Genomic DNA, 18,385 nt, shown 5'->3' on the forward strand with positions numbered 1-18,385 from the left:
AAAACGCCCCGAAGTTCACGCTTCGGGGCGTTTTGCTTTTTGCGCCGACCTTTCGATCGCATCGACTGATGCTTTCCGTCATCTTTCTCAAAATAATCGGGTTGTAAGTTGCGGGTATAGTGTTTTCGCGCGTCGTCGTGAGGCGCGACTGACAACGGAGGAGCAATGAGACAATCTCGATCAGGATATTTAGTTATACGAAGCGTATTGATGACGACGGCTGTCGCGGCGTCGCTTCTGCTGACATCGTGCGGCGGCTCGAATTCGGGCTCGGCCAACCTGACGCCGTCGGCGCGCGCGGCCGCGCTCGGCGAAAATCTGCAGATGCGCGTCGAAATCGATACCAACGACGCGGCGACATCCGGCACGAACTGCGCGGACCTCGGCGCGGACTGGGCGAGCTGCGCGCGCGGCAAGCTGATTCTCGAAAACACCGGCGGCCGCAGCCTCGCCGCCGGAGGCTGGACGCTCTATGTGCACAGCATCCGGCGCATTCTGGCGGTCGAGCATCCCGCCTTTGCGTGGAAGCACATCACCGGCGATCTCTACGCGCTCACGCCCGCCGCCGGCGCGTTCACGCTCGGCGCGGGCGAGCGCATCGAAGTGCCGTTCGTCGGCGAGTACTGGTATCAGCGCTACAGCGATCTGTTGCCGCGCGCGTATGTCGTGGCGGACGGCAGCGAGACGCCCGCTATCCTCAAGCACAACGATACCGACGACGAAACGCGCTACGTCGACCGCATTCCGCCGATCAAGGACGACGCCACAACGCTCGCCGCGACGCCCGCGCAAGTGCAGCGTGCCCGCGCGGAGGCCGCGCTGCCCACTGCGCAGCAGACAGCCGCGCGCGCCGTGCCCGCCGTGCTGCGTGAAACGGCGGGAGAGGGCGCGGTGCAGATTGGCGGCATCGATTTGTCGCTGGCCGGGCTGAGCGCGTCGCAAGTCACGGCGCTGCGTTCGCGCGCAACCACGCTCGGCCTCAATGGTCCGGCCGCGCGCGTGAGCGGCCAGATCGTCGGCGCTGCGCTGCCGGGCGATACCGCGAAGAGCGGCGGCTATCGGCTGACGATCGCATCAGGCGGCGTGAACATCGACGCCTTCGACGCCGCCGGGCTCTACTACGGCGCGCAGACGCTGCTCTCGCTCACGCCGGCGGGCGGCGGCAGCGTGCCGGCAATCACCATCGAAGACGCGCCGCGTTATAGCTATCGCGGCATGCATGTGGATGTCGCGCGCAACTTCCGCCAGCCCGCTACGCTGCGCCGCCTGATCGACCAGATGGGCGCGTACAAGCTCAATCGCCTGCACTTGCATTTGTCGGACGACGAAGGTTGGCGCATCGAGATTCCCGGCCTGCCCGAACTCACCGAGATCGGCTCGAAACGTTGTCACGATCTCACCGAAATGCGCTGTCTCGTGCCGCAACTCGGTTCGGGTCCGGACAACCGCTCGGGCGGCGGCTATCTGAGCCGCGCGGAGTATGTCGCGCTGGTGCGTTACGCGGCGGACCGTTTCGTCGAGATCGTGCCGGAAATCGACATGCCCGGGCACGCGCGCGCCGCGGTGGTGTCGATGGAAGCGCGTTATCAGCGTCTGCGCGCGAAAGGCGATGCAGCGGGCGCCAGCGCGTACCGGCTGCTCGATCCGGCCGACACCTCGAACACGACGACCGTCCAGTTCTACGATCGCCGCAGCTTCCTGAATCCGTGCTCGGACGGCGCGCAGCGTTTCGCGTCGAAGGTGATCGGCGAAATTGCGGCGATGCATCGCGAAGCCGGCGCACCGATCTCGGTCTGGCATTTCGGCGGCGACGAGGCGAAGAACATCCTGCTCGGCTCGGGCTTCCAGCCGCTCGACGGCACCGATGCCGGCAAAGGTCGCGTGAATCTCGCGGCGCAGGACAAGCCGTGGGCGCGTTCGCCGCAATGTACGGCGCTGCTCGCGGCGGGCAAGGCGGCATCCGTCGACGAACTGCCGTCGATGTTCGCGCGTCAGGTGAGCCAGATCGTGCGCACGAACGGCATCGGCACGATGGCGGCGTGGCAGGACGGCATCAAGCATGCGAACGGCCCGCAAGATTTCGCGACCGCGAACATGATGGTGACGATGTGGGACCCGATCTTCTGGGGCGCGGCGGATACGGTGCAGTCGCTCGGCAAGCAGGGCTACAAGACGGTGCTCGCGCTGCCGGACTATCTGTACTTCGATTTCCCGTATTCGCTCGATCAGCACGAGCGCGGGTACTACTGGGGATCGCACGCCACGGACAGCTTCAAGACGTTCTCGCTCGCGCCGGATAACCTGCCGCAGAACGCGGAAATCATGGCCGACCGCGACGGCGTTCCGTTCGAGGTGACGAGCGCCGGACCGGCGCCGCACATCGAAGGCATTCAGGGGCAGGCCTGGGCCGAAGTGATGCGCAACGATCAGCAGTTCGAGTACATGGTGTACCCGCGCGTGCTGGCGCTTGCGGAGCGCGCGTGGCATCGCGCTGCGTGGGAGCTGCCGTATCGCGATGGCGAACGCTTCAAGCTCGGCGACACCAATAAGGTCGACAAGGCCGCGCTCGCGCAGGACTGGGCGGGTTTCATGAGCGTCGTGCAGAACCGCGAGTTGCCGAAGCTGACGCGCGCGGGTGCGCTGATGCGGCCCGCGCTCGGGCTGAGCAATTGAACGGCTGAACGAAAGCACGCTGTAGAAACGACAAAGCCGCCCGAAGGCGGCTTTGTCCGTTCATGCCCTGCGCAAAGACAACAGCGAAGGCAAAAGCCGAAGCACTTACTTGATCACCGCCTTGCTTCGCAAGCCTTCCTCGAACGCCTGCAGCTTTTCCTGCTGGATCTGCTGCGCAATCTGCTGCTTGACCTGCTCGAGCGGCGGCGGGGCGACCTCGCGCGAGTCGTCCATGCGGATGATGTGCCAGCCGAACTGCGTCTTCACCGGCTCGGGCGTCACCTGGCCCTTCGTGAGCTTCTCGGCGGCCGCGCCGAATTCCGGCACATAAGCCGACGGCGACGACCAGTCCAGATCGCCACCGTTCTTGCCCGATCCCGGATCCTTCGAATATTGCTTGGCGAGATCCTCGAAGCTCGCGCCGCCCTTGATCTTCGCGATCAGATCTTTCGCTTGCGCTTCGTTGTCGACGAGAATGTGGTGCAGATGCAATTCCTTGCCGCCACCGTTCTGCTGAACCAGTTTGTCGTAGCGCGCCTTGATTTCCGCGTCGGTCGGCGTGTTCTTCTTCACGAAGTCTTCGATCAGCGCGCGCAGCACGACGGTCTGCTGCGCGACGGCCAGTTGCGCCTTCACGTCGGGACGCGTCGCGATACCTTCGCGTGCGGCTTCCTGCATCAGGATTTCGCGATTGATGAGTTCCTCGCGCACGGCTTGCTTGAGCTGCGGCGAATCCTGCTGACCTTGAGCGACGAGTTGCTTCACGAGCGCATCGGCGCGCGACGTGGGAATCGGCGTGCCGTTCACGACGGCAACATTCTGCGCGAACGCGGGCGCCGCCGCGAACGCGGCCAGCAACACCCAGACGCGGGTTTTCTTCAATGTCATCGGAGAGGTTCCTAACTGAGCAATCAGACGCCTTTACAGGCGAGATTCAAGAGGCCACGGCTTAGGCGATACAGAGAAATGGGCGGCCGTGCCACGCGCGCGTCTATTCGAATTGTTCTGCGAACTCCTGCGGCGTGTAAGCCCGGATGGCGAGCGCGTGCACGCCGCGCCGCATTTCCTCGGCCAGCGCATCATACACCAGTCGATGCCGCGCCACGCGCGCGCGGCCCGCGAAGCATTCCGCCACGATCGTGACCGTGTAATGGCTTCCCGAGGCGGCGCCCGCATGACCCGCGTGGGCGGCGCTATCGTCGTCGATATGTACCGATTGCGCCGCGAGCGCCGCGTTCAGGCGCGCTTCGAGATGCGCGATTTTGTCCGCCGCGGATGCATTGACGAAATCGAAGGCCTCGCTCATTGTTCATCCTCCTTCATGTGCTTCGCGAGCCAGAAGCTCTGCGCGACGATGAACAACACCAGACAGCCCGTCGCGCCGAACAGCTTGAAATTCACCCATTGATCCGTGGTGAAGTTATACGCGACGAACAGGTTCACGATACCCAGCAGCGCGAAAAACACCGCCCACGCGACGTTCAACTGGCCCCACACGCGATGCGGCAACACGATCTGCTTGCCCATCATCGCTTCGATCAGATTCTTGTTGAAAGCCATCTGCGCGATGATCAGCGCGAGCGCGAACAGCCAGTAGAGCGCGGTCGGCTTCCATTTGATGAAGGTGTCGTTGTGCAGCACGAGCGTCGCGCCGCCGAACACGACGACCACACCGAGGCTCACCCACAGCATCGGGTCGACCTTGCGGTGCCGGAACGCCACCCAGGCGATCTGCACGAGCGTCGCCGCGATCGCGACTGCCGTCGCCGTGTAAATGCCCCAGATCTTGAATGCGACGAAAAAGAGAATGATCGGAAACAGATCGAACAGAAATTTCATTGGCGTCCGGACGTGAAGGGCATCGGATGAATGCGGGGTGCGCGAGACGCGAACGCCCGCCTGACGAGGCGGGCGTCGATACGGACTGGAAGCGGGGCGCTCCCGGGCGCCCCGTGCCGGGCTCGCGCTTACTTGGATTCGAATTGTAGCGCAGCCGAGTTGATGCAATAGCGCAACCCGGTCGGCGCCGGACCGTCCTCGAAGACGTGGCCGAGATGCGCGCCGCAGTTCTTGCATTGCACCTCGATGCGCAGCATGCCGTGCGAGCGGTCGGTCTTTTCCTGAATCACTTCGCCGTTGATCGGCTTGAAATAGCTCGGCCAGCCGCAGCCGGCGTCGAATTTCGTGTCCGATTCGAACAGCGGGGTGCCGCAGCACACGCAGTCGTACACGCCGCGCTCGAAGTGGTCCCAGTATTCGCCGGTAAACGGCCGCTCGGTCGCGGCCTGGCGCGTAACCTTGTACTGCATGTCGTTCAGTTCGCGGCGATAGCTCGCGTCGTCTTTTTGCAGCGGATGGCCGGTCGTGTCGGGGGTGTCGTCTCGGTTCATATCGGTCCTTTTTCGGGTTTCTTTACTGAGGCCTGGTATATGGGGGCGCGGTCACGAAGAACAACTCACTTCCAGCCCGCTCGCCCAGTCGGGCGGCAGGCCGGCGTATGCCTCGTATTCCGGCTGCTCGTCGAAGGGGCGGCGCAGCACATCCAGCAGGCGCGCCACCTCCGAGAAGTCTTTATCGGTCGCCTGGCGGATCGCCTGTTCCGCCAGATGATTGCGCAGCACGTACTTCGGATTCACGCGATTCATCGCCGCGGCACGACTGGCGTCGTCGCGCGGCTCGAGCGTCAGGCGCTCGCGATATTGCACCGCCCACGCATCGAACGCGGCGCGGTCGAGGAAGAGGTCGCGCACCGGCGCATCGCCGCTCGCATCGGATTTCGATAGCTTCGACAAGTTCCGGAACGTGAGCGTGAAGTCCGCGCGATTGGCGTGCATGATCTCGAAGAGCGCGTTCGCGAGCTTGTCGTCGCCGTCGTGCTCGATGTCGAGACCGAGCTTCGCGCGCATCTTCGCCACCAGCGCGGGCGCGAAACGCGCCTTGAAGCCTTCGAGCACCTTTTGCGCCTCTTCGACCACGCGCTCGGCGCGGCCTTCTTCCGGCAGGTTTTCGCCCACGAGCGGCACGAGCGCCTGCGCGAGACAAAACAGGTTCCAGTAGCCGACCTGCGGCTGGCGTCCATACGAATAGCGCCCCTGCGTATCCGAGTGATTGCAGACGTGATGCGCGTTGAAGCCGTCCATGAAGCCGAACGGACCGTAGTCGATCGTCAGGCCGAGAATCGACATGTTGTCGGTGTTCATCACGCCATGACAGAAGCCGACGCCTTGCCATTGCACCATCAGATCGGCGGTGGAGCGCACGGCTTCGCCCAGCAGGGCGAGATAGGGATCATGCGCGTCGCGGCAATGCGGATAGAAGCGATCGATCACGTGATCGGCGAGCTTTTTCAGTTCGTCGACGCGATCGTTCGAATAGAAGTGCTCGAAGTGACCGAAGCGCACGAAGCTCGGCGCCACGCGCGTGACGATCGCCGCCGTCTCCACGGTCTCGCGGCGCACCGGCAAGTCGGAGCCGATCACCGCGAACGCGCGCGTGGTCGGAATGCCGAGATGGTGCATCGCCTCCGAGCACAGAAACTCGCGGATCGACGAACGCAGCACCGCGCGGCCATCGCCCATGCGCGAATAGGGCGTGCGTCCCGCGCCCTTCAACTGCACTTCGAGCCGTGCGCCGCCGGCGTCGATTTCGCCCAGCGTGAGCGCGCGGCCGTCGCCCAGTTGACCGGCCCACACGCCGAACTGATGCCCGGAATACACGGCCGCATACGGCAGCGCATCGCTTGGCCAGTCGCGCGTCGGATTGCCGGCGAAGTAAGCGGCGAATGCGTCTTTTTCGGGGCCGAAAGCGACTTCCGGCGCGATGCCGAGCGCCTGGGCCATCTCGTCCGATAGCGCCACGAGATAGGGATCGGGCACGGGCGCGGCCGGGAGCCGCGTGAGGAAAGCGGTGCCGAGCGCGGCGAACGAACCCTGCTTGCCGGTCTCGATCGCGCCGGCTATCTCGCTTATGGCGCTCATGGAAAGCGCACCGGCGGGCGTCTCGTCGCGCGCAGCGCGCACGGCATTGCTTGGGGAAAACGACATGTTGAGCGCCTCAGAGTTAAACGATATTGTAATTCCGCGCCCGCGGGCCTGCAGGAGCCGGGCCGCCGTCGAACGCCAAGCCATCGACCCTTCCGAGGACCTCGCCTATGACGTCGCCGCTTTACGGGCAAATGATGGAACTACCGCTGCTCGCGTCGTCCCTGCTGTCCCATGCATCGCGCCATTTCGGCGACAACGAGATCGTGTCGCGCCGCATCGAAGGCGATATCCACCGCTACACCTACCGCGACTGCGAAAAACGCGCGAAGCAACTCGCGCAGGCGCTCACGGCGCTCGGCGTGGAGCAGGGCGAGCGCATCGGCACGCTTGCATGGAACGGCTACCGGCATCTCGAATGCTATTACGGCATCGCGGGCATGGGCGCCGTGTGCCACACGATCAACCCGCGGCTCTTTCCCGATCAGGTCGCGTTCATCATCGATCATGCCGACGATTCGTACGTCTTCTTCGACATGACCTTCGGCCCGCTCGTCGAGATCATCGCGCCGCAATGTCCGAACGTGAAAGGCTGGATCGCGCTCGGCGACGCCGCGTGCATCGGCGAGCATCTGTCGAACATGAGCGTGCCGGTGCTGAGCTACGAAAGTCTCATCGGCGAACACGACGGCGCGTATGACTGGCCGATGCTCGACGAACGTCAGGCCTCGTTTCTCTGCTACACGTCCGGGACGACGGGCAATCCGAAGGGCGCGCTCTATTCGCATCGCTCGACGGTGCTGCATGCGTATGGCGCGGCGCTGCCCGACGCGATGGGCGCGTCATCGAGCGATGCGATTCTTCCCGTCGTGCCGATGTTTCACGTCAACGCGTGGGGCATTCCGCACGCGGCGCCGCTCGTCGGGGCGAAGCTCGTGTTTCCCGGCAAGGACCTCGACGGCCGCTCGCTCTACGAATTGATGGAAACTGAAGGCGTCACGTATTCGGCCGGCGTGCCGACCGTCTGGATGAGCCTGCTCACGTACATGAAGCAGCAGAACGTGCGCTTCTCGACGCTCACGCGCACGGTGATCGGCGGTTCCGCGTGCCCGCCCGCGATGCTGCGCATCTTCGAGGAAGAGTACGGCGTGCAGGTGATCCATGCGTGGGGCATGACGGAGATGTCGCCGCTCGGTACGCTGTCGCGCCTCTCGTTCAGACAGAAGCAGCGCTCGCCGGAAGAACAGCGTCATTCGCTCGAAAAGCAGGGACACGCGATCTTCGGCGTCGACATGAAAGTGGTCGGCGACGACGGCCGCGAACTGCCTTGGGACGGCACATCCTTCGGCGATCTCTACGTGCGCGGACCGTGGGTCATCGACCGCTATTTCCGCCGGCACGAATCACCGCTCGTCGACGGCTGGTTTCCGACCGGTGATGTCGCCACCATCGACCCGGACGGTTTCATGCAGATCACCGACCGCAGCAAGGACGTGATCAAGTCCGGCGGCGAATGGATCAGCTCGATCGATCTGGAGAACATCGCGGTGTCGCATCCGCAGGTCGCGGAGGCGGCGTGCATTGCGTGTCTGCATCCGAAATGGACGGAGCGGCCGTTGATCGTCGCGGTGCTGAAGCCCGCTGCCACCGTCACGCGCGAGGAACTGCTCGCGCATTTCGAGGGCAAGGTCGCGAAGTGGTGGATTCCGGACGACGTCGTGTTCGCGCAGGAGTTGCCGCACACGGCGACCGGCAAGCTGCAGAAGGTGCGGCTGCGCGAGCAATATCGCGATTACGTGCTGCCGAGCGCGACCGAGAATTCCGTCTGACGCGGCCTTCTCCCTGAAAACCCCGGCTCCGCCTGCGCGCGGCGCCGGGGTTTTTCCATTTCCGGCACGCACAATCATCAATTGAACGATCGTGCTTTTTTGTGTATTCTGCATCGATCCGACTTCATAATCGGGCTTATCCGCTCTTGCCCGCCTTTACCCGCTTTTATCTGTTTGGAAGGAGACACGCTCATGGCTGTGGACTATGCGGTCCGCGACGGCGTCGCCGTCATCACGCTCGATAATCCGCCGGTAAACGGGCTCGGGCACTCGACGCGTCTCGGTATCCTCGAAGGCGTCGAGCGCGCGAATGGCGATGCGAACGTGCGCGCTCTCGTTCTCATCGGCGCGGGCAAGGCGTTTTCGGGCGGCGCGGACATCACCGAATTCAACACGCCGAAGGCCACGCAGGAGCCGACGCTCATGACCGTGATCGAGGCGGTCGAGGAGAGCGCGAAGCCCGTAATCGCGGCGATTCACGCTGTCGCGATGGGCGGCGGCCTCGAACTCGCGCTCGGCGCGCATTACCGGATTGCCGCGCCGGGCGCGCAGATCGCGCTGCCCGAAGTGAAGCTCGGCCTGTTGCCCGGCGCGGGCGGCACGCAACGGCTGCCGCGCGCAGTCGGTCTGGAGACGGCGCTGAACATGATCGTCGCGGGCGCGCCGGTGCTGTCCGAGACGCTCGCGCAGACCGCGCTCTTCGACGAAATCGCCGACGGCGATCTGCTCGATGCGGCGCTCCGGTTCGCCAGGCGCGCCGCGGACAGAGAAGGCCCGCATCCGAAGGTACGCAATCGACCGATCGAGCATCCGAACGCCGAGGGCTTTATCCAGTTCGCGAGAAACAGCGTCGCGGCGGTCGCGAAGCACTTTCCGGCGCCGCACAAGTGCATCGACGCAATCGAAAAGGGCGTGCAGGAAGGCTTCGAGCGCGGTCTCGCGTTCGAGCGCGAATGCTTTCTCGCGCTCGTGCAGACGCCCGAGAGCCGCGCGCTGCGGCACGCGTTCTTCGGCGAGCGCGCGGCGGGCAAGATTGCCGACGTGCCGTCGAATACACCCGTCAGAAAGATCGAGCGCATCGGTGTGGTCGGCGCGGGAACGATGGGCGGCGGCATCGCGATGAACTTCCTCAACGCGGGCTTGTCCGTCGTGCTGCTGGAGACGAAACAGGATGCGCTCGATCGCGGCATCGCCACGATCCGCCGAAATTACGAAGCGCAGGCCAAAAAGGGCAAGCTCACGCAGGACAAGCTCGAGGCGCGCATGGCGCTCATCCAGCCGACGCTCGCCTACGACGATCTCGCGCACGCGGACCTGATCATCGAAGCGGTGTTCGAGGAACTGGGCGTGAAGGAACAGGTGTTCCGCCAGCTCGATGAAATCGCCAAACCCGGCGCGATTCTGGCATCGAACACTTCGACGCTCGATCTGAACCGTATCGCGGCTTTCACGAGGCGTCCGGACGATGTCATCGGCATGCACTTCTTCAGCCCGGCCAACGTAATGAAGCTGCTCGAAGTCGTGCGCGGCGAGAAGACCGCCAAGGACGTGCTCGCGACCGTCATGCAGCTCGCGAAGAAGATCCGCAAGACGGCGGTCGTGTCGGGCGTGTGCGACGGTTTCATCGGCAATCGCATGGTCGAGCAGTACATTCGTCAGGCGCTTTTCATGCTGGAAGAAGGCGCGCTGCCCGCGCAGATCGATCGCGCGATCGAAAAGTTCGGCTTCGCGATGGGCCCGTTCCGCATGAGCGATCTCGCGGGCAACGACATCGGCTGGGCGATTCGCAAGCGCCGTTACCGGGAGCAGCCGGATCTGCGCTATTCGCGCGTCGCTGATCGCTTATGCGAGATGGGCCGCTTCGGGCAGAAGACCGGCGCGGGCTGGTACGACTACGAGCCGGGCAGGCGTGACGCGCTGCCGTCGAAAGCCGTGGATGAAATGATCTTCGCGTATTCGCAGGAACAGGGCGCCGCGCGGCGCAGGATCGGCGACGAGGAAATTGTCGAGCGTCTCGTTTTCTCGCTCGTCAACGAAGGCGCGAAGATTCTCGAAGAAGGGATCGCCGCGAAGGCGTCGGACATCGACATGGTCTATCTGACGGGCTACGGTTTTCCGCTCTGGCGCGGCGGCCCGATGCTCTATGCGGACACGGTCGGCCTCTACAACGTCGAACGCGCGATACGCAAGTACGCGCAGCAGCCGAACGGCGAAGCGTGGCAGCCGGCCGCGCGCGTGAGCGAACTCGCGGCGAGCGCCGGCCGCTTCAATGGCTGAGCAATCCAACATGATCAAACCCGTCGAAGATGTGCTCCTCGTCGTGGACGTTCAATACGACTTCATGCCGGGCGGGGCGCTGGCTGTCGCGCGCGGCGATGAGGTCGTGCCGGTCATCAACCGGCTCGCGCGCGCGTTCTCGCATGTCGTGCTGACGCAGGACTGGCATCCGCGCTCGCACGTGTCCTTCGCGGCGAATCACGCGGGCCGCGCGCCGTTCGAGACCATGACGCTGCCCTACGGCGAACAGGTGCTGTGGCCGGTGCACTGCGTGCAGGACACCGAAGGCGCAGCGTTGCATCGCGATCTGCATGTGCCGCAGGCGCGGCTCGTCGTGCGCAAGGGGCATCACGAGCACGTCGACAGCTATTCGGCGTTTCTCGAAGCAGATCGCGTGACGCCCACGGGCCTCGCCGGCTATCTGCGCGATGTCGGCGCGCAACGCATCTGGCTCGCGGGACTGGCCACGGACTATTGCGTCGCGTGGTCCGCGCTCGATGCGCGCGAGGCAGGCTTCGAGGTGCGCGTGATCGAAGATGCGTGCCGCGCGATCGATTTAAACGGCTCGCTCGCACGCGCGTGGCAGGACATGGACGACGCGGGCGTCAAGCGCGTGAGTTCGCAAGACATAACAGCAAGGGAGACGACATGACCGATGCAGTGATCGTATCGACGGCGCGCACGGCGCTCGCCAAATCGTGGCGCGGCGCGCTGAACATGACTCACGGCGCGACGCTCGGCGGCCACGTGACGCGGGCGGTCGTCGAGCGTGCGGGCATCGATCCGGCGCGCGTCGAGGACGTCATCATGGGATGCGCGAATCCGGAAGGCGCGACCGGCATGAACATCGCGCGGCAGATCGGTTTGCGCGCGGGCCTGCCGGTGTCGGTGCCGGGCATGACGGTGAACCGCTTCTGCTCGTCGGGCTTGCAGACCATCGCGCTCGCCGCGCAGCGCGTGATCGCGGGCGAGGGCGACGTGTATGTCGCGGGCGGCGTCGAGTCGATCTCGTGCGTGCAGAACGAGATGAACCGTCACATGCTCAAGGACGGCTGGCTCGACGAGCACAAGCCGGAAATCTACTGGTCGATGTTGCAGACCGCCGAGAACGTCGCGAAACGCTACGAGATATCGAAAGAGCGGCAGGACGAATACGGCGTGCGCTCGCAGCAACGCGCCGCGGCGGCGCAGGCGGCAGGAAAATTCGACGATGAGATCGTGCCCATCACCGTGCTCGCCGGCGTCGCCGACAAGGCGACCGGCCGCCTCTACACGAAGGAAGTGACGCTCGCCGCCGACGAAGGCATTCGCGCCGACACCACGCTTGACGGCGTCGCGAAAATTCGCACGGCGATGCCGGGCGGCGTCATCACGGCGGGCAACGCGAGCCAGTTTTCCGATGGCGCGTCCGCCTGCGTCGTGATGAGCGCGACGCTCGCCGAGAAAGAAGGCCTGAGCCCGCTCGGCATTTTCAGGGGCTTCGCGGTCGCGGGCTGCGAGCCTGACGAGATGGGCATCGGTCCGGTGTTCGCGGTGCCGAAGCTTTTGAAGCGCGCGGGGCTGTCCGTCGACGACATCGGCTTGTGGGAGCTGAACGAGGCGTTCGCCGTACAAGTGCTCTATTGCCGCGACCGCCTGGGCATTCCCGACGAGCGTCTGAACGTGAACGGCGGCGCGATCGCGGTCGGCCATCCGTACGGCGTGTCGGGCGCGCGGCTCACGGGGCACGCGCTCATCGAAGGAAAGCGGCGCGGCGCGAAGTTCGTCGTGGTGACGATGTGCATCGGCGGCGGGCAGGGCGCGGCGGGCCTCTTCGAAATCGTGTGAGGGTTGTGCCTGAGTTGCGCGCGTCCATCGATGCCGGGCGATTTTTGCTACGCTTCAGTTCTCGATCGATCACAGGAGCCGCCGTGCTACGTCACATCGTCATGTGGAAACTGAAGGAAAACGCCGAGGGCGCGAGCCGCGCCGAGAACGCGCAGAAACTGAAGGCGAAACTCGAAACCTGCCGCAGTATCGTGAAAGGGCAGGGACACTTCGAAGTCGGCACCGCGCAGCCGGGCTTCGATTGCACGTACGACGTCGTGCTCGTCTCGGATTTCGACGACCACGCCGCGCTCGAAGCCTATCAGGTTCATCCGAAGCATCAGGCGCTGAAGGACTTCGTCGCGGCGATCCGCGAAGAGCGTCAGTGCGTCGACTACGAAGTGTGAGCGCGATGTCCACTTCCCAACCCGGCGCGAGCGGCGTTTCGATCGAAAGCCCGTTCATCGATATGCTCGGCGTCGATCTCGTCAAGGCCGCCGACGGCGAAAGCGAAGTGCGCATGCCGCTCAAGGACGCGCACCTGAACACCTGGGGCATCGCGCACGGCGGCGTCACGATGACCTTGCTCGATGCCGCACTCGCGCTCGCCGCGCGCAGCGTCGCGGGCGACGGTATCGGCGTCGTGACCGTCGAAATGAAAGTGAATTTCATGCAGCCCGGACGCGGCGAATTGCGCGGCTATGGGCGCGTGCTGCATCGCTCGACGACCATGGCCTATTGCGAAGGCGAGATCCGCGACAGCGAAGGCCATTTCGTCGCGAAGGCGCTCGGCACATTCAAATACATGAAGCGGCTCGCGGTGGGCCGCGACATCGTCCGGCAAAAGATGCGCTCCGATCCCAAGGCCACGCCCGGTCCGAGCGACGCCTGAACCCGCCGGCATCAGTGATGCATCAGTCAAGGAGAACTCGCATGGCAGACGCACAGATCAATCGCCAGATATTGCTCGTCTCGAGGCCGCAAGGCGAGGCGTCGGTGTCGAACTTCAAACTGGTCGAGACGCCGCTTGCGCCGCTCGCCGAGGGCGAAGTGCGCGTGCGCAATCACTACCTGTCGCTCGACCCGTACATGCGCGGACGCATGGACGACGCCAAATCCTACGCCGCGCCGCAGCCGCTCAACGAAGTGATGATCGGCGGCACTGTCGGCGTCGTGACCGAGTCGCGCAACGCGGCGTTCAAGGCGGGCGACAGCGTCGTCGGCATGTTCGGCTGGCAGGAATACGGCACGTCCGACGGACGCGGCCTCAACAAGGTCGATGCGTCGCACGTGCCGCTGTCCGCCTATCTCGGCGCGGTCGGCATGCCGGGCGTGACGGCGTGGTATGGCCTCAACCGCATCATCGAGCCGAAAGCGGGCGAGACGGTCGCCGTGTCGGCGGCGAGCGGCGCGGTGGGCAGCGTCGTCGGGCAACTGGCGAAGGCGGCCGGATGCCGCGTCGTGGGCATCGCGGGCGGTGCGGAGAAGTGCCGCTATGTCGTCGACACGCTCGGCTTCGATGCGTGCGTCGACTACAAGGCGAGCAAGCTGCACGACGACCTGAAGGTCGCCGCGCCGAATGGCATCGATGGCTATTTCGAAAACGTCGGCGGCGAAGTGCTCGATGCCGTGCTCGCGCGCATGAACGCGTTCGGGCGCATTGCGCTGTGCGGCATGATTTCCGGCTACGACGGCGCGCCGTTGCCGCTCAAGGCGCCGCGATTCCTTCTGACGCAGCGGCTCAAGCTGCAGGGCTTCATCGTGAGCGAACACATGGAAGTGTGGCCGCAGGCGCTCAAGGAACTCGGCGAGCGCGTCGCGTCGAAGAAGCTGCATTTTCGCGAGAGCATTGCCGAAGGGCTCGACAACGCGCCCGAAGCGTTCCTCGGCCTGCTGCGCGGGAAGAACTTCGGCAAGCAACTGGTGAAGCTCGTCTAACCGGGGGCTTAACCCAAGGAGCGCGCGTGGATCGTTTCGCAGGCAAGGTCGCCGTCATCACCGGCGCGGGTAGCGGCTTCGGCCGGGAATTCGCGCTCGCGGGCGCGGCGCTCGGCATGAAGCTCGTGCTCGCCGATCTAGATACCGCCGGCCTCGCCGCCACGGTCGATGCCCTGCGCGCGCAGGGCGCGGACGCAATCGGCGTCACGGCGGACGTAGCCGACGCCGCACAGGTCGATGCGCTCGCACGCGCCGCGCTCGACGCATTCGGCGGCGTGCATCTGCTCTTCAACAATGCGGGCGTCGGCGCGGGCGGCTTCGTCTGGGAGAACAGCGCGAACGACTGGCAATGGGTCTTCGGCGTGAACGTGATGGGCATCGCGAACGGCCTGCGCGCGTTCGTGCCGATCATGCTCGAACAGAACGAACCGGCGCATATCGTCAATACGGCGTCGGTGGCGGGCTTGCTCGCCGCGCCCGCGATGGGCGTCTACAACGCGTCCAAGCATGCGGTCGTCGCGCTGACGGAGACGCTCTATCACGACTTGCGGCTGGCGGGTGCGTCGTCGATCGGCGTGTCGCTGCTGTGTCCGGCGTTCGTGCCGACCGGCATCGCGAACGCCGAACGCTCGCGGCCCGAGGCGCTCGCCAACGACACGCCGTACACGTCCTCGCAAAAGCTCGCGGCGCGGCAACTGACGAAGGCGGTGGAGGGCGGCAAGCTCTCGGCACGCGACATCGCCGCACTGACTTTCGATGCCGTGCGCGAAGGGCGTTTCTACGTGATTTCGCATCCGAACATCATGGCGTCGGTGCAATTGCGGCTCGACGATATCGCGCAACTGCGCAACCCGAGCGATCCGATGTCGTTCAAGCGCGGGTGAAACGCTCGCGCTTCGTGGCATCATCCTGTCCCCCAGACGCCTTTTTGATCGATGCCGCCGATGCCGCTCAATCCCAAGATCGCGCAAATCCTCGATATGGTCGCGCGGGCCAATCGGCCGCCGTATCACACGCTCACGCCGCAAGAGGCGCGCGCCGCCTACGCAATGAGCGCGCAGATTCTCGATATCGCGCCCCTGCCGATGTTCAGCGTCGAAGACATGCGCGTGCCTGTGCGCGACGGCGAAACGATCGGCGTACGCGTGTATCAGCCGGTCGAGCCGAGCTGGGCCGAGCCGTGCGCCGGATTGATGTATCTGCATGGCGGCGGCTTCACGGTCGGCAGCGTGGCGACGCACGACGCGCTGTGCCGCAAGCTCGCGCACGATGCGGGCTGCGCGGTCGTCTCGGTCGATTACCGGCTCGCGCCCGAGCACCGGTTTCCGGTCGCCGTCCACGATGCCTTCGATGCGCTGCAATGGCTCGCGCGCGAGGCGCCGACGCTCGGCATCGATGCCACGCGCCTTGCCATCGGCGGCGACAGCGCGGGCGGGACGCTCGCGATCGTATGCGCGGTGCTTGCGCGTGATGCGGGCATCGACTTGCGGCTGCAACTGCTGATCTATCCGGGCACGAGCGCGTGGCAGCGGAGTGCGTCGCACGCGCGGCTGGCGGAGGGCTATTTGCTGTCGGGCGAGACGATACAGTGGTTCTTCGAACAATACGTGCGCGACGAGCGCGATCGCGACGACTGGCGCTTCGCACCGCTCGACGCGGCAGGCGGCGTGCCGGATTACAAGGGCGTGGCGCCCGCGTGGATTGCCGCAGCAGATCACGATCCGCTCTACGACGAAGACGTGGCGTTTGCGGACATGCTGAAAAAAGCCGGCGTGCCGGTCACGCTCGCGCGCTACGAAGGCATGATCCACGAGTTCTTCAAGATGGGCGGCTTCGTGCCGGACGTGGCGCACGCGCATGCGGACGCCGTGAACGCGCTGCGCGCGGCGTTCGCTTAAAGCTCAGCCGTCGATTGCGAATGCAAATTCAAACGCAAAGGCCCGCTCGAACGCCCCGGGCCGCACGATGCGATGCGAACCGTCGTCGTCGCTGCGCTCCTTGATCTCCATCGACAGACCGTGCGCCGACGGATTCACGCGCAACGCCGTCGTGCTGCGCGTGCCGTACTCCGGCGTTTCGATGAACGCCGCCGACAGCACGCGTTCGCGTTCGATCGAAATGCCCGTCGCGGGCAAGTGCTCGTCAGCAGCGATGCGCGGATCGCGCAACGTTGCGATGAGCACGTCGAGCGACGGATGTTCGTCGGCGTGGATCAGATCGCACAAGGCCTCGCGCTGCGCAACGAGCTTCGGCCACGGCGTGTTCAACAAGCTGTTCGACAAGCCGTGCACGCCTGCATCGAGCAACGCGGGCGGCGCATCGGCACGATTGCCGAACCAGCCGAGCTCGCGCCGCGTGAAATCTCCGCACAGCAGATTGAACCCGTTATACCGATGACCTTCCTGCGCCACGCGCCCGAGATAGTCGAGCGGGGCCATGCGCTCGCCCGCGAGGAACGCGCTCACGAGCGTGCCGCGCGTCGGCGCATTCGGGCGCACCTCGGCGGGCGCGCGAAAATTCGTCAGCGCGGCGAAGCGGCCGTCGCGCGAAACGCCGAGCCACGTTCCGCCGCCCGTCAGATCGCGGCCCGCGAGCACGCCCGGCGCGTCGGTCCACCAGTGCATCGGCTCGGCATCGCGGCGAAAGAACTCGTCGCGATTGGCCGAAAGCGTCAGCAACGCGCGGCCGTTGTCCTGCGACGCCGCAGGTTGCCAGTCGAAGACGATCAGACACATGGGTGCGAAGTCTCAAACGTCGGCGGGAAAGGCGTAGGGCAGCGGCACGAAGGTGAGCGCCGGGCCATCGGCCGCGCCGACGTGCACCGAGCCGCTCGCCAGCGCCGCCAGCTTGATTTCGACGAGACAGTCCACGCCGCCGCCCAGCGCCGGCGCCGCGTTGACGACGAGACCGCACGGCTGGCCGGGGTCGTCCGCATGGAACAGCTCGACGCCGGGCGCCGCCGTGTCGGCGTGGGCGAGCGCCGTGCGACGCTTGATCGTGCCGCGATACTGGCTGCGCGCGACGACTTCCTGACCCGGATAGCAGCCTTTCTTGAAGTTCACGCCGCCCAGCACGTCGAAATTGACCATCTGCGGGACGAATTGCTCGACCGTCGCCTGCGTGATGCGCGGCTCGCCCGCGTGGATATCGAGCCAGTCCCACATCGATTCGGGCACGCGCGTGAGCTTTTCGTCGAGACCGGCCAAATGCGCTTCGACTTCGGCCTTCGGTCCGACCCACAGAAAACGCGGACGATTCGCCGCATCCGGCACGCGGATCAGCGCGCCGTGCGGGCCTTCGACTTTCACGTGCACGCCGTCCGGCAGCGCATCGAAGATGCCGGACAGCGCCGCGCGCACGTCGCCCGCGAAACCGACCGCGGCGACTTCGGGCGTCGCATCGGAGAGTTTCGCCTTCGCGCGCAGCACGAACATCGACAGGCGCTTCTGCACGGCGGGCTGCACGTCCCGCGCGATCAGCAGACGCACGGCGTCGGCCGTGCGCCACATCAGGAACGAACCGAGAAGACGTCCCTTCGGCGAACAGTAGCCCGCGAGACGCGCGGTCGAGGCATCGAGATGCTGGACGTCGTTGGTGATCTGGCTGTGCAGAAAAGAGGCGGCGTCTTCGCCCTTGACGTCGATCACTCCGAATTGCGTGAGCGGCATGTAGGCGCCGCCGGTCTTGACGGCGTCGAAATCGGAGGAGGCGGGCGCTGTGTCGTGGGAATTCATGAGGTGGCGGGCTGTCAATGCGGCTAGGTACGCGCGCGAATGCGGCGCGCGGCGGTTCATTCGGTGTTGCGGGCGCGGGCAACGGAAACGACTCCGTGCCTCCCGCGCAGGTGGCAAGTTATTATATTGGTCTTATCTCAAGCGTGTT

At 65.2% G+C, this 18,385-nt stretch carries 17 protein-coding genes; 10 read left to right on the forward strand and 7 right to left on the reverse strand.

Annotated features, from left to right (window positions below; all coding sequences use genetic code 11):
• Nucleotides 1-210: 210 nt before the first annotated feature.
• Entirely contained in the window at nucleotides 211-2,673 is a 2,463-nt protein-coding gene (locus BRPE64_RS06600) for a family 20 glycosylhydrolase (protein ID WP_016345282.1), read from the forward strand.
• Nucleotides 2,674-2,778: 105 nt separating this feature from the next.
• Here the strand turns inward: BRPE64_RS06600 and BRPE64_RS06605 are convergent, their stop codons facing one another.
• From BRPE64_RS06605 to BRPE64_RS06625, 5 genes are all read right to left on the reverse strand, one after another.
• Nucleotides 2,779-3,561: a peptidylprolyl isomerase gene (locus BRPE64_RS06605; RefSeq protein WP_016345283.1), complete on the reverse strand. Its 783-nt coding sequence runs from the start codon at nucleotides 3,559-3,561 to the stop codon at nucleotides 2,779-2,781.
• A gap of 103 nt (nucleotides 3,562-3,664) precedes the next feature.
• Nucleotides 3,665-3,979: a BolA family protein gene (locus BRPE64_RS06610; protein WP_016345284.1), complete on the reverse strand. Its 315-nt coding sequence runs from the start codon at nucleotides 3,977-3,979 to the stop codon at nucleotides 3,665-3,667.
• Complete coding sequence (locus BRPE64_RS06615; RefSeq protein WP_016345285.1) at nucleotides 3,976-4,512, reverse strand: septation protein A; 537 nt, start codon at nucleotides 4,510-4,512, stop codon at nucleotides 3,976-3,978. Before BRPE64_RS06615 ends, BRPE64_RS06610 begins: the two co-directional genes overlap by 4 nt.
• A 128-nt stretch (nucleotides 4,513-4,640) precedes the next feature.
• Nucleotides 4,641-5,063, reverse strand: coding sequence for a peptide-methionine (R)-S-oxide reductase MsrB (msrB, locus tag BRPE64_RS06620; RefSeq protein ID WP_016345286.1), 423 nt, complete (start codon nucleotides 5,061-5,063; stop codon nucleotides 4,641-4,643).
• A gap of 51 nt (nucleotides 5,064-5,114) precedes the next feature.
• Nucleotides 5,115-6,650 (reverse strand): protein adenylyltransferase SelO, encoded by a 1,536-nt coding sequence (locus tag BRPE64_RS06625; protein WP_232519213.1) that lies wholly within the window; start codon nucleotides 6,648-6,650, stop codon nucleotides 5,115-5,117.
• Between the two features lie 173 nt (nucleotides 6,651-6,823).
• Between BRPE64_RS06625 and BRPE64_RS06630 the strand changes: the two genes are divergently transcribed.
• The 9 genes from BRPE64_RS06630 (at nucleotide 6,824) to BRPE64_RS06670 (ending at nucleotide 16,401) form a co-directional block, all read left to right on the forward strand.
• Complete coding sequence (locus tag BRPE64_RS06630) at nucleotides 6,824-8,482, forward strand: 3-(methylthio)propionyl-CoA ligase (RefSeq protein WP_016345288.1); 1,659 nt, start codon at nucleotides 6,824-6,826, stop codon at nucleotides 8,480-8,482.
• Between the two features lie 192 nt (nucleotides 8,483-8,674).
• On the forward strand, nucleotides 8,675-10,759 hold the full coding sequence (locus BRPE64_RS06635) for a 3-hydroxyacyl-CoA dehydrogenase NAD-binding domain-containing protein (protein ID WP_044041317.1): 2,085 nt from the start codon (nucleotides 8,675-8,677) through the stop codon (nucleotides 10,757-10,759).
• Nucleotides 10,760-10,769: 10 nt separating this feature from the next.
• The gene (pncA, locus tag BRPE64_RS06640) at nucleotides 10,770-11,411 is read left to right on the forward strand and encodes a bifunctional nicotinamidase/pyrazinamidase (RefSeq protein WP_016345290.1); all 642 of its coding nucleotides are present in this window, start codon (nucleotides 10,770-10,772) and stop codon (nucleotides 11,409-11,411) included.
• A complete protein-coding gene (locus BRPE64_RS06645; RefSeq protein WP_016345291.1) occupies nucleotides 11,408-12,586 on the forward strand; it encodes an acetyl-CoA C-acyltransferase in 1,179 nt (392 codons plus the stop codon). Before pncA ends, BRPE64_RS06645 begins: the two co-directional genes overlap by 4 nt.
• An 83-nt stretch (nucleotides 12,587-12,669) precedes the next feature.
• Nucleotides 12,670-12,972: a Dabb family protein gene (locus BRPE64_RS06650; RefSeq protein WP_044041318.1), complete on the forward strand. Its 303-nt coding sequence runs from the start codon at nucleotides 12,670-12,672 to the stop codon at nucleotides 12,970-12,972.
• Nucleotides 12,973-12,977: 5 nt separating this feature from the next.
• On the forward strand, nucleotides 12,978-13,457 hold the full coding sequence (locus tag BRPE64_RS06655) for a PaaI family thioesterase (protein ID WP_044041319.1): 480 nt from the start codon (nucleotides 12,978-12,980) through the stop codon (nucleotides 13,455-13,457).
• Nucleotides 13,458-13,498: 41 nt separating this feature from the next.
• Nucleotides 13,499-14,503, forward strand: a complete 1,005-nt coding sequence (locus BRPE64_RS06660) for an NADP-dependent oxidoreductase (protein ID WP_016345294.1) — start codon at nucleotides 13,499-13,501, stop codon at nucleotides 14,501-14,503.
• Between the two features lie 26 nt (nucleotides 14,504-14,529).
• Nucleotides 14,530-15,387: an SDR family oxidoreductase gene (locus BRPE64_RS06665; protein WP_016345295.1), complete on the forward strand. Its 858-nt coding sequence runs from the start codon at nucleotides 14,530-14,532 to the stop codon at nucleotides 15,385-15,387.
• A 60-nt stretch (nucleotides 15,388-15,447) separates the two neighbouring features.
• Nucleotides 15,448-16,401 (forward strand): alpha/beta hydrolase, encoded by a 954-nt coding sequence (locus BRPE64_RS06670; protein WP_044042027.1) that lies wholly within the window; start codon nucleotides 15,448-15,450, stop codon nucleotides 16,399-16,401.
• A 3-nt stretch (nucleotides 16,402-16,404) separates the two neighbouring features.
• On the opposite strand, the gene BRPE64_RS06675 is transcribed toward BRPE64_RS06670, so the two are convergent.
• Together BRPE64_RS06675 and ygfZ are read right to left on the reverse strand one after the other, a co-directional pair.
• Nucleotides 16,405-17,238: an NRDE family protein gene (locus BRPE64_RS06675; protein ID WP_016345297.1), complete on the reverse strand. Its 834-nt coding sequence runs from the start codon at nucleotides 17,236-17,238 to the stop codon at nucleotides 16,405-16,407.
• A 12-nt stretch (nucleotides 17,239-17,250) separates the two neighbouring features.
• Nucleotides 17,251-18,237 (reverse strand): CAF17-like 4Fe-4S cluster assembly/insertion protein YgfZ, encoded by a 987-nt coding sequence (gene ygfZ, locus BRPE64_RS06680; RefSeq protein WP_016345298.1) that lies wholly within the window; start codon nucleotides 18,235-18,237, stop codon nucleotides 17,251-17,253.
• Between the last annotated feature and the right edge of the window lie 148 nt (nucleotides 18,238-18,385).

This window comes from Caballeronia insecticola (genome assembly GCF_000402035.1).
Taxonomy (GTDB): Bacteria; Pseudomonadota; Gammaproteobacteria; order Burkholderiales; family Burkholderiaceae; genus Caballeronia; species Caballeronia insecticola.

Bases quoted from the DNA above. Each gene is read 5' to 3' on its own strand.
- BRPE64_RS06635 (WP_044041317.1), top strand. From the start codon at position 8,675: ATGGCTGTGGACTATGCGGTCCGCGACGGCGTCGCCGTCATCACGCTC.
- pncA (WP_016345290.1), top strand. From the start codon at position 10,770: ATGATCAAACCCGTCGAAGATGTGCTCCTCGTCGTGGACGTTCAATAC.
- BRPE64_RS06610 (WP_016345284.1), bottom strand. From the start codon at position 3,979: ATGAGCGAGGCCTTCGATTTCGTCAATGCATCCGCGGCGGACAAAATC.
- BRPE64_RS06625 (WP_232519213.1), bottom strand. From the start codon at position 6,650: ATGAGCGCCATAAGCGAGATAGCCGGCGCGATCGAGACCGGCAAGCAG.
- BRPE64_RS06670 (WP_044042027.1), top strand. From the start codon at position 15,448: ATGCCGCTCAATCCCAAGATCGCGCAAATCCTCGATATGGTCGCGCGG.
- BRPE64_RS06675 (WP_016345297.1), bottom strand. From the start codon at position 17,238: ATGTGTCTGATCGTCTTCGACTGGCAACCTGCGGCGTCGCAGGACAAC.
- BRPE64_RS06605 (WP_016345283.1), bottom strand. From the start codon at position 3,561: ATGACATTGAAGAAAACCCGCGTCTGGGTGTTGCTGGCCGCGTTCGCG.
- BRPE64_RS06660 (WP_016345294.1), top strand. From the start codon at position 13,499: ATGGCAGACGCACAGATCAATCGCCAGATATTGCTCGTCTCGAGGCCG.
- BRPE64_RS06615 (WP_016345285.1), bottom strand. From the start codon at position 4,512: ATGAAATTTCTGTTCGATCTGTTTCCGATCATTCTCTTTTTCGTCGCA.
- BRPE64_RS06600 (WP_016345282.1), top strand. From the start codon at position 211: ATGACGACGGCTGTCGCGGCGTCGCTTCTGCTGACATCGTGCGGCGGC.
- ygfZ (WP_016345298.1), bottom strand. From the start codon at position 18,237: ATGAATTCCCACGACACAGCGCCCGCCTCCTCCGATTTCGACGCCGTC.
- BRPE64_RS06630 (WP_016345288.1), top strand. From the start codon at position 6,824: ATGACGTCGCCGCTTTACGGGCAAATGATGGAACTACCGCTGCTCGCG.
- BRPE64_RS06655 (WP_044041319.1), top strand. From the start codon at position 12,978: ATGTCCACTTCCCAACCCGGCGCGAGCGGCGTTTCGATCGAAAGCCCG.
- BRPE64_RS06645 (WP_016345291.1), top strand. From the start codon at position 11,408: ATGACCGATGCAGTGATCGTATCGACGGCGCGCACGGCGCTCGCCAAA.
- msrB (WP_016345286.1), bottom strand. From the start codon at position 5,063: ATGAACCGAGACGACACCCCCGACACGACCGGCCATCCGCTGCAAAAA.